Annotated in this window: 12 protein-coding genes and 1 pseudogene; 6 read left to right on the top strand and 7 right to left on the bottom strand. The window is 58.2% G+C overall.

Annotated features, from left to right (window positions below; all coding sequences use genetic code 11):
* Positions 1 to 11: 11 nt before the first annotated feature.
* Positions 12 to 821, bottom strand: coding sequence for an AraC family transcriptional regulator (locus tag DNK50_RS16585; protein ID WP_099582876.1), 810 nt, complete (start codon positions 819 to 821; stop codon positions 12 to 14).
* A gap of 256 nt (positions 822 to 1,077) precedes the next feature.
* On the opposite strand from DNK50_RS16585, the gene DNK50_RS16580 reads away from it, so the two are divergent.
* Positions 1,078 to 1,350 (top strand): DUF1652 domain-containing protein, encoded by a 273-nt coding sequence (locus DNK50_RS16580; RefSeq protein WP_099582874.1) that lies wholly within the window; start codon positions 1,078 to 1,080, stop codon positions 1,348 to 1,350.
* Between the two features lie 11 nt (positions 1,351 to 1,361).
* Here DNK50_RS16580 and DNK50_RS16575 read toward each other — a convergent pair whose 3' ends face one another.
* On the bottom strand, positions 1,362 to 3,809 hold the full coding sequence (locus DNK50_RS16575) for a UvrD-helicase domain-containing protein (protein ID WP_112195209.1): 2,448 nt from the start codon (positions 3,807 to 3,809) through the stop codon (positions 1,362 to 1,364).
* A 219-nt stretch (positions 3,810 to 4,028) separates the two neighbouring features.
* Between DNK50_RS16575 and DNK50_RS16570 the strand changes: the two genes are divergently transcribed.
* Positions 4,029 to 4,724 carry a pirin family protein gene (locus tag DNK50_RS16570; RefSeq protein WP_112195208.1) on the top strand — a complete coding sequence of 232 codons (696 nt, stop codon included), beginning with the start codon at positions 4,029 to 4,031 and terminating at the stop codon, positions 4,722 to 4,724.
* Positions 4,725 to 4,881: 157 nt separating this feature from the next.
* Here the strand turns inward: DNK50_RS16570 and pgm are convergent, their stop codons facing one another.
* The 4 genes from pgm to DNK50_RS16550 form a co-directional block, all read right to left on the bottom strand.
* Positions 4,882 to 6,525 (bottom strand): phosphoglucomutase (alpha-D-glucose-1,6-bisphosphate-dependent), encoded by a 1,644-nt coding sequence (gene pgm, locus DNK50_RS16565; RefSeq protein WP_112195207.1) that lies wholly within the window; start codon positions 6,523 to 6,525, stop codon positions 4,882 to 4,884.
* A 96-nt stretch (positions 6,526 to 6,621) separates the two neighbouring features.
* The gene (locus DNK50_RS16560) at positions 6,622 to 8,028 is read right to left on the bottom strand and encodes a PLP-dependent aminotransferase family protein (protein ID WP_112195206.1); all 1,407 of its coding nucleotides are present in this window, start codon (positions 8,026 to 8,028) and stop codon (positions 6,622 to 6,624) included.
* Entirely contained in the window at positions 8,025 to 9,443 is a 1,419-nt protein-coding gene (locus tag DNK50_RS16555; protein ID WP_256595282.1) for a hypothetical protein, read from the bottom strand. The genes DNK50_RS16560 and DNK50_RS16555 overlap by 4 nt, the downstream gene beginning before the upstream one ends.
* A gap of 694 nt (positions 9,444 to 10,137) precedes the next feature.
* Positions 10,138 to 11,160, bottom strand: a complete 1,023-nt coding sequence (locus tag DNK50_RS16550; RefSeq protein ID WP_112195204.1) for a zinc-dependent alcohol dehydrogenase family protein — start codon at positions 11,158 to 11,160, stop codon at positions 10,138 to 10,140.
* A gap of 247 nt (positions 11,161 to 11,407) precedes the next feature.
* Here DNK50_RS16550 and DNK50_RS16545 point away from each other — a divergent pair, with 247 nt between their 5' ends.
* Entirely contained in the window at positions 11,408 to 12,322 is a 915-nt protein-coding gene (locus DNK50_RS16545; protein ID WP_112195202.1) for a LysR substrate-binding domain-containing protein, read from the top strand.
* 57 nt (positions 12,323 to 12,379) lie between these two features.
* On the opposite strand, the pseudogene DNK50_RS29190 reads toward DNK50_RS16545, so the two are convergent.
* A pseudogene (locus tag DNK50_RS29190) lies at positions 12,380 to 12,945 on the bottom strand (IS5/IS1182 family transposase); the annotation flags it as partial.
* Between the two features lie 399 nt (positions 12,946 to 13,344).
* Here DNK50_RS29190 and DNK50_RS16535 point away from each other — a divergent pair.
* Genes DNK50_RS16535 through DNK50_RS16525 form a run of 3 tightly spaced genes read left to right on the top strand, consistent with a single transcriptional unit; the run spans position 13,345 to position 15,074 of the window.
* Positions 13,345 to 13,677, top strand: coding sequence for a carboxymuconolactone decarboxylase family protein (locus DNK50_RS16535; RefSeq protein ID WP_053481123.1), 333 nt, complete (start codon positions 13,345 to 13,347; stop codon positions 13,675 to 13,677).
* 41 nt (positions 13,678 to 13,718) lie between these two features.
* Positions 13,719 to 14,825 carry an alkene reductase gene (locus DNK50_RS16530; protein WP_099584282.1) on the top strand — a complete coding sequence of 369 codons (1,107 nt, stop codon included), beginning with the start codon at positions 13,719 to 13,721 and terminating at the stop codon, positions 14,823 to 14,825.
* A 30-nt stretch (positions 14,826 to 14,855) separates the two neighbouring features.
* The gene (locus DNK50_RS16525) at positions 14,856 to 15,074 is read left to right on the top strand and encodes a 4-oxalocrotonate tautomerase family protein (RefSeq protein WP_029290791.1); all 219 of its coding nucleotides are present in this window, start codon (positions 14,856 to 14,858) and stop codon (positions 15,072 to 15,074) included.
* Positions 15,075 to 15,151 lie beyond the last annotated feature (77 nt).

Here is a 15,151-nt window from a genome sequence, read left to right as displayed (position 1 = left end):
AGAGCCGGCGGTTATTCGCTGTCTTGCGCGCGTGCACGCAGGGAAATTTGTTTGACGTAGGCCTTGGGCGATTGGCCGGTGTGCTGGCGGAAGGCGCTGTAGAACGCCGACAGCGAATTGAAACCGGCGGCAAAGGCCAGGTCGTCGACCTTGATCGGCGGCTGCGCCTTGTCCAGCGCGGCGAGCAAATGCTGCAGCCGCGCCTGGTTGACGTAGCGGTAGAAGCTTTGCCCGAGTACTTGATTGAGCAGGTAAGAAATCTGATTACGGCTGTATCCGCACTCCTTGGCGACCCGCTGCAGGTCCAGGTCCGGGTCCAGATACGCTTGCTTGCGTTCGAAATACTGCTGCAAGTCATTGGCCATATGCCCCAGTTGCTGGGGGGACAGGCCTAGGCGGCTGACGCTGGGACGCTGGGCCTGGGACGGTTGTTCGTGCACCAATGAGGCGTATTCATTGACGCGCCAGATCAGCCCGTCGCGCACGGTGATGGCCTCGCTGGTACGGAATGACACCAGCCCCTGGCCGCCACGCAGGGTGATGCGGTACTGGATAAAGGCGGTATCACCGTCGGCGCGAATGCGGTCGGTGTGTTCAATCGCTTCGTCAGCCTGGCGGGGCATGCTGGCTTGCAGGTAGTCGCGCAGCTCGGCGTAACCGACTACGCGGTTCTGAAAAAAGTCGTGGTATTGGATATCCGGGTGGTAGTAGGACATCACCCCGTCCAAGTCACGATGGCGCCAGCACAGGTGATGACGTAACACCAGGTCACCCGTGGCTTGGGTGTGCAGGCAATCATCGTCAGGGGCGATGTCAGGCATGTTCGGCTCTGCGGCGGGGTAGACCGTGGAGATTGCCGAAATTCGCTGGTGCGTTCAATGGCCAGGCGCACTTTTGACTAATGGCTATTTGCCCAGGTTTCAGTAGGACCTGACCCACGTCAACCTTTAGGAAAACAACCGCCGAACGGGGCGAAAAAAGTCACCTCCGGTTGAGAACGAATGCTATTTTTGAAACCAACCCTGCCAAGACCAGTGACGGTCATGGCCCCCTGCCGCGAGCTAAAGGAAGCGCTCAATGATCAAGGTGGGCAACATGAATAAAGTGACGTTCCCCAACGCCTGCCAGCTGATGCGCTGGCATTTTCATCCGATGGGCTTCGAGGGCAGCATGGACGCGCCCGGCAGCATGATCGTGCGCCTCTTCGACCGTGCCAGCGGCGAAACGCTGATTGCCATCGCCGGCATTCCCTGTGCCACGGTAATGAATGCCGCCGACGTGGAGCGGATTATCGAGGCGGTGGAAGATGAGTTGGAGTCGTTTGTGCCGCCTTTGTCCCTTCGGGCGTGATCGATCAGCCTTTAGCTGCGCTGATCGTCAAAAAACGCCTTCTTCCCGTCTACACGCTCCGAGGCCTTAGGCATATTCACTGCCTGGCCTTCGGGCTTTTCCACATACCAGTAGCAATGGCTGACGGCCCGGGTGATGCCCACGTACGCCAGGCGCAGCACTTCGTCCTTTTGCGCCGAGTCATAGGGTTCGCTGTCGCCAGATTTACCCAGGCCAGCCATGCGATAGACCTGGTTCTTATAGGGCGAACTGGTCAGGTGCTGGCAATCTCCCAGCAGAAACACGGCGTCCGCCTGCAAGCCTTTAGCACTGTGATAGGTCAGCTGTTTCAACCTGCGTGACTGAGCCGGCAAGCTAGAATCCACATTAACTACTGACTGAATATGCTCTTTAATCAGTAGCTTATCGCTACTTTTTCGATACAGCATTAATATCGAATCGCCCTTTTGATAGTGCTCCAGCAACTGGCGACCCAGCGCCGCATCGTCACGCACCAGTACCTTGACTGGCTCCAACGCCTTGAGCGTGCCACTGGCCTTGGCTTTCTTGCCGGGGATGGCCGGCGCGGCGCGTACGATGTGCTCGGCAGCGTCGATGATGTGTTGGTGGCTGCGGTAATTCTCGCCCAGCATCACGCGGGTGGTGCTGGGTGACGGGAATTCCTGATCGAACTCCATGAAATACTTGGGCGAACTGCCCCGCCAGCCGTAAATCGATTGCCAATCATCGCCCACGCACAACAACGAAGAATACTGGGCACCGCGCCCCACGTGCATGGCCGGGCCACGGCTGCGGATTTCCCGCAGGCTGGCGCGGATCCACGAGACGATCTGCGGCGACACATCCTGGAACTCGTCGATCATCAGGTGCGACAACGGCCGTAGCAGTGGGTCGCTGAGCAACTTGAGGTTTTCCGGGGTGTTCTCGCCGAACAGCGAGAACATGCGGTTGTAGGTCATAATCGGCGGTGACTGATCGAGTAGATGATCTTCCAGGGCTTTCCAGAAAATGCTCAAGGCCTCGAAGAAGAAACGGTCAGGATCGTCCTTGGCGAAGGTCATCTTGCCCACGGCCGTCGGCACGTCCAACCCAAGGTTTTCGATAAAGCCGGCGGCCATGACAAAACTGTCCAGCAACGGCGCGGACGCCAGTTCGCCTTTGACCTTGTAATCAAACCCAGGGCCCGAGCAGGCATCCCCCGCCAAACTGCTTAAAAGGCGCTTGGACGATTCGTAGCTATCAATCCAAATCAATGGCTTACGGCAGAAAGCTTGAAACAGGGTGCGCTTAACTGCCCATTCCGCACGCACTGACAGCTTGGCATTGGGCCGGCTGAGCTGGGCGTTTTCCCGGGAATCGAATCCCAGCACCACCCACGCGTCCAGCTCGGGGATGTAACCATGGCAATGGAACTGAGCACCGTTGATCTCGATAGTCTGGCGATTGGATTCAATGCCCTTGATCGGCCACGCGCCAGCGCGAAACCACAGGTCTTCGATCACGTCGCAGAGCTCTTCATCGCGTTTGGCTGCCAGTTCGGTCACTGCCATGCGCTTTTGCACATCCGGGTGATCACGTTCCAGCTCCTTGAGCTGCAGGCCATGCCGGGCCAATGGCGCGATCAGCTCTCGAAAGCGCGGGTGCTGGCCGTGCAACCGGTGGTAGCAGGCATTCATCTGCTGACGCTGGGCGTCGTTGATGCGCAGGTCGAACGGGTTACTGTCAGCATCCTCGACACCCGCGTTCAGGTTCTCGAACGCTTGCAGACGCTCAAACCCCGGCAGGCTGCGGACCATCGGGAGGATGCGCGAGTGAAAAGTGCGCACCACCGCCTGAGCCTCTTTCAGGTCAAGGGGTTGCCCCCACAGTCCAAGAATCTCCATGAGCTTGTTGATGAAGTCTTTGCGCGATTCGCGGGTGAAGGTCACCACGGTCATCGAGCTCAATTCAAAGCCCAGGTAATGGGTGAGCAGCAGGATGCGCAGGACCAGCGAGGTGGACTTGCCTGCACCGGCGCCGGCGATCACGGAGGTGGACGGCGTGTCGCTGAAAATCATCTTCCATTGCGCCACACTGGGCTGGGCATGGGCCGGCAGCAAGCGGGCGACGTCGGCCTTGATGCGTTTCTTCACGTGCGCCGTCAGGGGCAGGCGCCAATCATCGAACAGACTGTCATCAATACCGGGCGCACGGTGCTCATCGGGGCGAAAGTCGCGGATCAGCAGGACTTGGCGGCCCTCCTCGATGCCATCGGCCTTGCCTTCGCGATAACCATATTCCACACCCGCTTCGTGACCACTGCGAAAACCGTCAGCCTGCCCGTGCAACCAGGAAAACCGGTGCTGTGCGCGCAATCGGGTCAGCCCATGGCCGAACAGGCGCGCGGCCAAGCGCTTGAGTAAGGGCATTTGCGCCAACGGGCGCAGTTCGGGGGGCAGATCAGGCTTGTGTTGCGGCACGCGGACTCCTGCGGTGAGCTAGGTGGTGACAAGGGCGCCATGGTCGCCGGAATCGGCGCTCAGTTCCAGCCAATTGCTTTGTTGTCATGCAGTTAGGCGATGAAATGAAAGTTAAAACGCCACTAACCAATCGGTTCCCCTGATAGGAATCAGGCATTTTTTACGCTTTTTATCGATCATGCCCTGCTGGATCATAGGCGCCATCAACAGGAGACGATCATGCTGGAACTTCGACCTTTCAACTCCCTGGGCGGCGCCCACCATGGCTGGCTTGACGCCCATCACCATTTTTCGTTCGCCGAGTACCACGACCCCAAGCGTATGCACTGGGGCAATCTTCGCGTGTGGAACGACGACATCATCGCGCCAGGCACGGGCTTTCCACAGCATCCGCACCGTGACATGGAAATCATCACCTATGTGCGCGAAGGCGCCATCAGCCATGCCGACAACCTGGGCAACAAGGGCCGGACTGAAGCCGGTGACGTGCAGGTCATGAGTGCAGGCACCGGGATCGCCCACAGCGAATACAACCTGGAAGCGACGCCGACCCGGATTTTCCAGATCTGGATTATCCCGAATGAAGCCGGTTTGCCGCCGTCCTGGGGCGCCAAGCCGTTCCCGAAAGGTGAGCGTGAGGGGTTTGTGACCCTGGCCAGCGGCAAAAGCGGAGACAGCGAAAGCCTGCGCATCCGCGCTGATGCCCGCCTGGTGGCAGCCAACCTGAAAGCCGGGGAAACGGCAGAGTACCGCCTGGACACTGGACGCCGTGCCTATCTGGTGCCGGCCAAGGGTGTGATTGAAGTCAATGGCTTGCGAGCGCAAGCGCGAGACGGTGTTGCGGTTGAGGACGAGCAGGTGCTGCGGGTAACGGCGGTTGAAGACAGCGAGATCGTGTTGGTTGACCTCGCCTGATGTCGGAGTAGCCCACGTAGATGGGCAATCGCAAGTTTCGGGTCACAGCTGTCGAGCCTTGGCGAGGCTGCGTGGCGGACGTATTGACACCCCGCGATCTGCGGGGTGCCCAACGCAGCCTCGCTTGCGCTCGGCAGCTGCTACGGGGGTTGCGGGGTTACTGCGAAATGGCGCCGTCCACCAGGACCTGGGCCTCTTCAACCAGTTGCTTGAGGTGATCTTCGCCAATAAAGCTCTCGGCGTAGATCTTGTAGATGTCTTCGGTGCCCGATGGCCGTGCGGCGAACCAGCCGTTTTCGGTCATCACCTTCAGGCCGCCAATGGCCTGATTGTTACCCGGCGCATGGCTGAGGATCTGCTGGATGCTTTCCCCAGCCAGTTGGGTAGAGGTCACCTGCTCCGGCGACAGTTTGCCCAACAACGCCTTCTGCGCCGGGGTGGCTTTGGCATCCACACGAATAGCGAACGGCTCACCCAGCGCATCAGTCAGGCCACGGTAGATCTGGCTCGGGTCCTGGCCTTTGCGCGAGGTCATTTCTGCGGCGAGCAGCGCCGGGATCAGACCGTCTTTGTCGGTGCTCCATACGGTACCGTCTTTGCGCAGGAATGACGCACCCGCGCTTTCTTCACCGCCGAAACCCAGCGAACCCTCGAACAAACCATCGGCAAACCACTTGAAGCCTACTGGCACTTCGTACAGGCGGCGGCCAATGCGCGCCGCCACGCGATCAATCAACCCGCTGCTGACCACGGTCTTGCCCACGGCCGCATCGGTGCGCCAGTCGGGACGGTTCTGGAACAGGTAGTCGATGGACACCGCAAGGTAGTTGTTCGGCGCCAACAGGCCACCAGACGGGGTAACGATACCGTGACGGTCGTGGTCCGGATCGCAGGCGAAGGCCACGTCGAAACGCTCCTTGAGCCCGATCAAGCCCTGCATGGCGTAGCTGGAAGACGGGTCCATGCGGATCTGTCCATCCCAGTCGACGCTCATGAAGCGGAAGGTGGCATCGACTTCAGTGTTCACCACGTCCAGATTCAACCGGTAGTGCTCGGCAATCGCCGACCAGTAGCGCACCCCTGCTCCACCCAATGGGTCAACGCCCAGGCGCAGATCAGCGCTGCGGATGGCGTCCATGTCGATCACGTTGATCAGGTCGGCCACGTAGCTGTTAAGGTAGTCGTGGCGATGGGTGGTGTCGGCCTTGAGTGCCTGGGCGTGGGTGATGCGTTTGACCCCGGCCAGTTTATTGGCGAGCAACTCATTGGCTTTGGCTTCGATCCACTTGGTCACGTGGGTATCGGCCGGGCCGCCGTTGGGTGGGTTGTACTTGTAGCCGCCACTTTGCGGCGGGTTGTGGGACGGCGTGATGACAATACCGTCAGCCAGGCCGCTGGTACGGCCGCGGTTGTAGCAGATGATGGCGTGGGAGATCGCCGGGGTCGGCGTGTATTCGTCGCCTTCAGCCAGCATCACGTGAACGCCGTTGGCCGCCAACACTTCCAGGGCGCTGGCGCCGGCTGGGGTCGACAGGGCGTGGGTGTCCAGGCCGACAAACAGTGGGCCGTTGATGCCCTGGGCTTCACGGTACAGGCAGATGGCCTGGCTGATGGCGAGGACGTGCCATTCGTTGAAGCTCAGCTCGAAGGAGCTGCCACGGTGGCCGGAAGTACCAAAGGCCACGCGCTGGGTGGAGATCGCTGCATCAGGCTGGCCGGTGTAATAGGCCGTCACCAGTCGCGGGATATCCACCAGCAACTGGGCTGGCGCCGGTTTGCCCGCAAAAGGACTGATTGTCATGCATGAACCTCGGAAAGAAGGATATGGGAAAATCGCAGTTTACTAAGTGTTGGACTACGGTGCGACGATATAGATCCTACAACCGTCAGAGAAACTTCACGCAGTCTGCGCCTGCCGCAGCGCTTCACTCAACGCTGCCAGGGCAACATCCAGGCTGGCTTGCCCACGAAAAGCATGGCTCAAGCGCAAGTTCTGATGATGCAACCCGCTGACACTGAACAGCTCGCCGGGTGCAATGACCACTTGCTGCGCCAGCAAACGCTGGAACACCTGGCGCATGTCCACTGCTCGGGTGGACTGCAGCCAGCAGGCGGCGCCTGCGTTCGGCATGCGGCAGGTCACCTGGTCGCCCAAGTAATGCAGCAGGCGCTGACTCATCTGCGCGGCTTGCTCGCTCAGCTGTTGGCGCAATGTGCACAGATGCTGATCAATCCGTCCGTTTTGGTACAGGCGTGCAATCGCACGCTGGCGGATCGACGACAAGCGGAATGAGCGCAGCAGGAACTGGCGCTGCAATTCATTGCTCATGCGTCGGGACAGTAGATAACCGTAAGGCGCTTCCGAGCCAAGTGTGTTCTCGAATGAAGAAAACACGATCAGTCGCTCAGGGTTCACTTCTTCACGCAATGCCGGCTGCGGCGCGCCGAAACCCAGCTCACCAAACGTATCGTTTTCCAGCAACCAGCACCCGTACTGGCCCAGCAACCGGGCCGCGTCCAGGCGATCGTCCACCGACATCGCCACGCCAGAGGGCAGGCTGACCGTGGAGGAGAACAACACCAGATGCACCGCCTCTTCACGCAGCAGCCTTTCCAATGCGGCGCGATCCAGGCCGCCCTCCGGCGTCCAGGGAAGTTCGATGATGTGCACCCCGGCGTCCTGCAACAGGCGCAGGATCAGCCAGTCGCAGGGCGATTCCACAATCACGGTGGTGCCGCGCAGGCCCAGCACTTCGATCAGAATGTCGAGCACGCCGCGCAGGTCGGCACCGATATACACGTCGTCAGCATGCCAGCAGTGCGTTGGCGACGAGGTATACCGTGCCGCCAGCGCCGCCCGCAATTCCCACACACCGCAAGGCTGGGACCACGGCTGCAGATGCGATGGATGCTGGCGCACGAGCTCACGCTCCAGCCTCAGCAATGTTTCATCCAGGGAGCCAAGCAACGCCGGCTCGTCGCTACTGAGCACCACCATGCCGGGGCGCCGGGCTGCCGCGTAGAGGCGGTCGAGCAGGTCCCCGCCGCTCCACGCCAAAGGGTTTATCGACTTTGGCCAAGCGTAGTACCCCGACTTGGCCACTGAATAGACCCTGCCCTCCTTCTCCAGCAGCGCGTAGGCGTACTGGATCGTCGAAATCGACACGTTCAGGCGCACGGCCAACTGCCGCAATGACGGCAATTTTACCCGGGTGTCGGTACTGGCTTCGTTGATCAGGCTGATCATGTAGCGATAGACCGCCTGATACGCGAAGTCCGCCTGACGCTCCGTGCGCGGCGTCATCGCTCGGACAATTGCACAGTCTGGGCGGCCCCATGGGTCCTTGCGACTGGACGCCTGCGTTTAACACTGAGCCGCGGCCGCTTGCCGTACAGGTGCTGCAACAAGCACAGGGGCAAGCCGCTGGTGTCCGTTACCCACTGTTGCAGCATCTCGGCGCAGGGTTTGCCCTGAAGGACTTTGTGCAACTCGGGCAGCGCCACCAGCATGCCCGGATGGCATTGGCGCAAATAGCCTTCCAGTCGCTCGCCGTGATGAAGAAACGGCGAGAACAACAGGCAGGTCAGTTGGGTTTCATCCAGGCCAAAGAACTGTTGTGCGTAAGTAGCCGACAGAATGCGGCCTTCACGGGTCCCGACCTCCGCGAGCACATCGTCGGGCATGCGCAGACGGCGCAGGTAAGAAGCGGCTTGCTGCACAAAGTCTTGCACCCCTTCTTCATACTCCAGCTCACGTAGGCTCTCGGCCTGCAGTCCGCGCAGATGAGCCATCAGCAACGGATTGGAATAAGCCGGATGGCTAAAGTGAAAGCCCAGCGGGTCCGGCGTATAGGCCATGAACTCGGTCAACAAGGTTGTCGACATGAGGTCGACATCTTCCAGTAGATCGGCGATGCCGATGTAGGCCAAGTGACGATGCCCCGCCTTGCTCGGGTTATCGCTCGCCACATAATGCTCACCGAACAGATCCCGGTAATAGCCATTGCTCCACTCGTCCATGCACGCGAACAACGCGTTGAGCGAGGATGGATAGCCATTTGGCACGGCGAGGCCCGCGTTCTGGGCGGTTTTCTTGAGCCAGGCAAAAAACTGACGTTGTTTGCGCGGGGAGTCGCCACTGACCAGTGCATGGACGCCGCCATTGCAGGTGGTGACCCGCTGGTAGAAATCACCCATAGCCAGGTAAGTGTCGTTACACAGTGTGGCGCGGCAGTCGCCCGCGCTCAGGTGGCCCACCATCAACATATTGCGTTGGCTGGCCTCACGCCCGGCCGCCGAGGCGGGGCGGTGGTGATTGAAGGGCTGTACTTCCCGGTTTTCCACCACCAGCAACTCGACGCGCGGATCGTCATGCAGAAACAAGCGACCATAGCCGCGATTGATCGTGTCCAGGTGCCCCTCAGTCATGCCCGCGTGCCGCAACGTCGCGACTCTCAGTTCAAAGGTGCGCGGCGCCCGGCCGGCAATGATCAATTGGGCCGCGCGCAGTAACGCCAGGGTATAGCTGCTGACTTCGCCCCCGCTGTGGGCGACCAGCACCTTGAAATCCCCCACCTGCTCCATACCCCCTGCCGCCACAACGATCCGTTGGACCAGTAATTGAAGAGCCGTGCGGCTCGCGCGATTAAGATGCCCAATCAAACGCTGCAGAACTTGCTGATAAACATGATTCATAGCTTGTTCGTGAATAGTGCTCATAGTTCTACTACCCGAGTTGAAATATCAGTTTCGAGCAACTACTGACCGTATCTGCCCGACCTATTGTGCGTGTAGGAAAATCGCGCACCGCGTTGTGCGTCGATGGATAAACACTAGCACCGCGCAACAAAACGACATGGATCTCCTTGGGTGCTCACCTCAACACTGAGACCATGCAACCCAATGAATTTAAAGGGGTTATCTTGATAAAAGCGCACCCTTAGGACTCTTCCGACAAGCTCCTACGCATTTTTAACCAACCTTTTAAAGAAGTGTCCGACAAACCAGACTCAAGCAACTTTCTTTTTGTGCAAGCCGGCAGCTTGTATGAAAGTACCTGCCTTGCGGAGTTCGCGTGTTCGCCGCACTCATCGTTCAAATAACTACTTGATTCAATCATTGCTCAATCCTTGAGATGAAAGTGAAGGCGCAATTATCAGCGTTGTAATAATGATTAATAGATACAGAAGCTGGCCGAAAACCAGTGCAGATGAGCGACCGTTGGCACGTAAATGTCGCGCACACAAAGACGCCGCGCTGGGATTCAGGGCGGCGTCAGGGAGGAACAGCAGGATTTAGGGGCTAACGTGCCAGGTCGGCACCTTTCGGGGCGGGCGGGTTAAGCCCTGTCAAATGGCGCATTTGCCCCCTTCACTCAGACACGGGAGCATTCATTTACGAATACTCCTACAGCTCAAACAGCCGCAACCTGCAACGCAACACGCTCGCGGCACGGGCATTCGTCCATATAACGGTGGGCTTCCACGAACTGATTGAACGGGAACACCGTGGTTTTCAACGGCACCAGCACGCGGTCGGCGGTCAATTGGTTGATATCACGCAACGCACGCTGTAACGCCACCTGATCCTGGATGATGCCCAGCTCCGGTTTGCCGGTGAAGTTACCGATGCAGTGTACGAAGAACTGAATATTCTTCTGGAACGCCGCGCACGCTGGGAACGGCGTCTGGTTTCCGCCCTGTAAGCCATACAGCACCAGGCTACCTCGGGGTGCCAGCACGTCGCCGAGCAAGGACATCTGCGGGCCGCCCAAACCATCGAAGACCACGTCAACGCCGCGGTTGTCGGTGAACTTGTTGATTTGCATCAGCAGGTCCTGCTCTTCGGTGGCGATAACCTTCTCTGCCCCAAGGGACAACAGGTAGTCACGCTCGGTGCTGTCCTTGGTCGCGGCAATCACCCGCACACCCAATGCCTTGCCCAGCTGTACAAAGGACGGACCGGCGCAGTGACTGGCGTCGGTGACCAGCGCAAATTGTCCCGGTTTGACCCGGGCCAGATCCATATAGGCAAAGTAAGCAATCAACAGCGGCGTGTAGTGCACGCTGGCTTCGATAGGGCTCAAGACGTCCGGGTAGCGGGTCAGGGCCGAACGGGGCAAGACGATCTGCTCGCCATACACCGGATAATCATTGGGGCTCTCGGCCGGAAAACTGGCCACTTTATCGCCCACTGCCAAGTCATCTACGCCTTCGCCAAGGGCGACAACCACACCGGCCATCTCATGGCCCAGGCCTGATGGAAGACGGGCATGGGACGATGCCAGGTTCTGGCGCCACAAAATGTCATACCAACTGATGCCAATCGCCTCGACACGCACCTGCACTTCGCCCGGTGCGGGCTGCGCGGCTGCATGCTCTTCGCATTTGAGCACCTCGGCCGGACCAAACTTGTGAAAACGGATCGTGCGGGACATCGCAAACCTCGTCAAAGTAACCTCTAATGCCATGAACTTTATCTGGGCTTTGCGGGTAAGACCACAGGTCGCCATTAATAGTCGACATGCCTGTCATTGATTCCACGTATAAGGAATAGACCTCAACCATCGTAGGAAAAGTCAATTATCCTGTGCAGAATACCAGCCTTTCCCCGTAAGATTAATGCTGGTCATCGTTTGTATGTGGCCGCTCTCGTCAAGTCAGCTGACTCTTCCAGGACACAAGATGAACCGTAACGACCTGCGTCGTGTCGACCTTAACCTCTTGATCGTATTCGAAACCTTGATGCACGAGCGCAGTGTGACCCGCGCCGCCGAGAAGCTATTCCTCGGCCAGCCGGCCATCAGTGCGGCATTGTCACGCCTGCGCGGGCTGTTTGACGACCCGCTGTTTGTGCGCACCGGCCGCAGCATGGAGCCCTCGGCCCGTGCGGTGGAAATCTTCGCCCTGCTCTCCCCGGCCCTGGACTCGATTTCCACCGCCGTCAGCCGCGCCGCCGAGTTCGACCCGGCAACCAGCACCGCCGTGTTCCGTATCGGCCTGTCCGACGATGTTGAATTTGCCCTGCTGCCCCAACTGCTCAAACGCCTGCGCGCCGAAGCCCCAGGCATCGTACTGGTGGTGCGTCGCGTGAATTACATCCTGATGCCAGGCCTGCTGGCTTCCGGCGAAATCTCCATCGGCGTCAGCTACACCGCCGACCTGCCGGCCAACGCCAAGCGCAAAGTATTGCGCCGCAGCCTGCCCAAGCTGCTGCGTGCCGACAGCGTCCCCGGCGCCCTGAGCCTGGACGACTTCTGCGCCCGCCCCCATGCCCTGGTGTCATTTGCCGGGGACTTGAGCGGGTTTATCGATGAAGAGTTGGAGAAGCTCGATCGCAAACGCCACGTGGTCCTGGCCGTGCCACAGTTCAACGGCCTGGGTACCTTGCTGGCGGGCACCGATATCCTCGCCACCGTGCCGGATTATGCCGCCGAAGCGCTGACATCGGCCGGCGGCTTGCGCTCCGAAGATCCACCGTTGCCGGTGCGTTCATTTGAACTGCACATGGCGTGGCGCGGCTCGCAGGATAATGATCCGGGGGAGCGGTGGCTTAGGTCGCGGATTCAGATGTTTTTTGGCTTGCCTGAGAGTCTCTAACCCTCTCTGGACGGTCGAATTGGTTGTTTGATCACTTCGAAGCAATAAACGGGCGCAGCGATTCGACGTGCATCGCGGTTTCATTGCGCAGCCCCTGCATTTCGAACTCCAGTAATGGTGCAGCGTCAGGCCTTTTTCAACGTTGGTATAACGCCAAATCAGTGCTTCTGCGTCCGGGTAAATATATTCTTTTTTTGCCGCGTCATAGATGAAGGCATCGTTATTGAAACACCCATCCGCTTTGGCTCCAGAGGTCATCTGGATTGGGCACATAGGCATTGATGCCTGCATCGTGACAAGCAAGAATCTCCTCGCTTTTCAAGTAACCTCGATCAGCCACTACCGACAGAAATTTTTCTGAAGCTACAACCTCGCGGGCCTGCATGGCCATCGAGCTGAGTAGATCGCAGTCGGGACCGACGTTAGTGACCTCATGTGCAACGATCAAATGGTGTTGGGTATCGACGGCTGTCTGGATCGGTCAGTGAAACCTGTGTGACCGGAGAGTCGTTGAGCTGGACTTCGTGCGCCCGAAGCTCCTTAATTTGAGTTTCGAGCTTGCCGATTTTCTCTTCCAGCCGCACGGCACTTGGCTCAGGGGCTGTCGATTCTTGCAGATCAGCATACCTCCATCTGTTGCGCCTCAAGTGCTCGCGTAGCTAGCAGGTGGGCTGCTGCCGGATGGGATGTTTTCTAAAAGCAAAGACTTAGAGTCTTAGCTCCCTTGGAAGCTGGGAGCGCGGTAGCAAATCAATAAGCAGTCGCACCGCGAATCAACCAGACGCCTCAGCTACATTCATGTAGGCCTGTACTTCAGAAAACATACATGAGCATGAGAGTTGATACAGCCGCTCTTCCAACGTGCCGCTCGCAACCTCTTTCATAAAACAAACAATAAACCGTTTATTCGATTGCGTTGATAGTGAAAATCACCACAGAACCGTTGAAAACCTACCAACTGGATGGTAGCTTTGTTTAGTGTTTTAAATCACTACAAACAACGCCATCCCTGTGAGAATCCCATGCAAGATTGGAAGCAAACCCGCAAAGACATCAATACTCGTTTGGTAGAGCTCAACGGCCTGTCGCCGGAAACGATGAAAGGCATGGCCGCACTCGGCGCCGCCGGTGGGAAAACCAACCATCTAGACGCCAAGACTCGCGAGCTCATCTCCCTTGCAGTGGCCGTGACGACCCGCTGCGATGGTTGTATTGCCTTCCATGCTGCTGAAGCCAAGAAGCTCGGTATAACCAGTGAAGAGGTAGCTGAAGCTTTGGGTGTGGCCATCAACATGAACGCCGGGGCTGCAATGGTCTATAGCACCCACGTACTCGACGCGTTCGACAAGTCCTAATCAAACGCCGAATCCCCCCTTCAACGACGTCGAGATAAATCATGAATAAGCTGTTCACTCCTTACGATCTAGCCGGTACTCCTTTGAAAAACCGCGTTGTCATGGCCCCTATGACTCGCACCCGAACCTTGAACAACATTCCGAATGAATCCAACGCGCTTTACTACGCACAACGAGCTTCTGCCGGCTTGCTGATCACCGAAGGCCTGCCTATTTCCGATGAGGCTCGCGGCTATCTGTACACCCCTGGCATTTACGAAGATGTGCACTTACCAGGCTGGCGCAAAGTGACTGACGCGGTGCACGCCAAGGGCGGGAAGATTTTTGCGCAGCTCTGGCACGTAGGCCGTATGTCCCACACCTCGGTACACGGCATGGCGCCAGTCTCCTCGGGCACGGTGCCTGCGGTAGATACCACGGTGTATGCCTGGATCGAGCCCGGCAAATCTGGCCCTGTACAGCCAAGCTCTCCACGTGCACTGGAAACTGAAGAAGTGAAACGCGTCATCGCTGACTTCGTGAAGTCTGCACGAATGGCCATGGACGCCGGCTTTGACGGTATCGAAATCATGGCAGCCAACGGCTTTCTGTTCGACCAATTCCTGAGCAGCGCCCTGAACACTCGTACTGATCAGTACGGTGGCTCCATTGCCAACCGTCAGCGCTTCCTTCTGGAAACCATTGATGCGATTGCTGCTGAAATCGGCGGATCGAAGATCGGTGTGCGCTTCTCTCCTTTTGGTCGCCTCTACGACTTCGGTGTGTACGAAGGCGAAGAAGAAACCTGGATGAGCATGGCAGCTGCCCTCAACGAAAGAGAGCTGGCATTTGTTCACCTGAACTACCAACCGACCATCCTCGCCGCGCAAACGCCACCAGGTTTCGGCGCTGCATTCCGTGAAGCGTACAAGGGCACCTTGATGGCTGCGGGCGGCTTCACCAAAGAGATCGCAGAGTCTGAGCTGGTTAAAGGCGAGCTAGATCTGATTGCTTTTGGCACAGCCTACATTGCCAACCCTGATCTGGTAGAGCGTATGCAGAACGATTGGCCATTGGCCGAAGGTGATCGCGCGACCTACTACGGCGTAAGCGGTTCGATTGATAAGGGCTACACCGACTATCCGGAATACGCAGCCGCCAAAGCCTGATATTCCTTCACAAACATTTAGGAGAACACCATGCCACTCGTAACTATCAAAGGGATTGAAGGCGTTTTTTCCGACGAACAAAAGGCTGAAGTGATTCGCAAAGTGACTGACGCTATGGTGTCGGTTGAAGGCGAAAACATGCGCGCCCTCACGTGGGTCATCTTCGAAGAGGTGAAAAGTGGAGACTGGGGTATTGGTGGCAAACCTGTGACCGCGCAGGAAGTATTGAAGCTGCAAGCCGGTCAGTAAGGCTTCTCCTTCAGGTCATTAGCTCCCTGTTCGTTGAGTGCGGTTATGCTCAACGAACAGGGAGCTTTTTCCGTTCT

Origin of the sequence: Pseudomonas sp. LG1E9, from assembly GCF_003290225.1 — a bacterium.
GTDB classification, from domain to species: Bacteria; Pseudomonadota; Gammaproteobacteria; order Pseudomonadales; family Pseudomonadaceae; genus Aquipseudomonas; species Aquipseudomonas cyclaminis.
Note: the sequence above shows the minus strand (reverse complement) of the source record. Positions and strands in the feature narration are given on the sequence as shown.

Excerpts from the sequence above, each read along its gene's own strand:
- DNK50_RS16585 (WP_099582876.1), bottom strand. The coding sequence starts at position 821 with ATGCCTGACATCGCCCCTGACGATGATTGCCTGCACACCCAAGCCACG.
- DNK50_RS16580 (WP_099582874.1), top strand. The coding sequence starts at position 1,078 with ATGATCAAGGTGGGCAACATGAATAAAGTGACGTTCCCCAACGCCTGC.
- DNK50_RS16570 (WP_112195208.1), top strand. The coding sequence starts at position 4,029 with ATGCTGGAACTTCGACCTTTCAACTCCCTGGGCGGCGCCCACCATGGC.
- pgm (WP_112195207.1), bottom strand. The coding sequence starts at position 6,525 with ATGACAATCAGTCCTTTTGCGGGCAAACCGGCGCCAGCCCAGTTGCTG.
- DNK50_RS16560 (WP_112195206.1), bottom strand. The coding sequence starts at position 8,028 with ATGACGCCGCGCACGGAGCGTCAGGCGGACTTCGCGTATCAGGCGGTC.
- DNK50_RS16555 (WP_256595282.1), bottom strand. The coding sequence starts at position 9,443 with ATGAGCACTATTCACGAACAAGCTATGAATCATGTTTATCAGCAAGTT.
- DNK50_RS16550 (WP_112195204.1), bottom strand. The coding sequence starts at position 11,160 with ATGTCCCGCACGATCCGTTTTCACAAGTTTGGTCCGGCCGAGGTGCTC.
- DNK50_RS16545 (WP_112195202.1), top strand. The coding sequence starts at position 11,408 with ATGAACCGTAACGACCTGCGTCGTGTCGACCTTAACCTCTTGATCGTA.
- DNK50_RS16535 (WP_053481123.1), top strand. The coding sequence starts at position 13,345 with ATGCAAGATTGGAAGCAAACCCGCAAAGACATCAATACTCGTTTGGTA.
- DNK50_RS16530 (WP_099584282.1), top strand. The coding sequence starts at position 13,719 with ATGAATAAGCTGTTCACTCCTTACGATCTAGCCGGTACTCCTTTGAAA.
- DNK50_RS16525 (WP_029290791.1), top strand. The coding sequence starts at position 14,856 with ATGCCACTCGTAACTATCAAAGGGATTGAAGGCGTTTTTTCCGACGAA.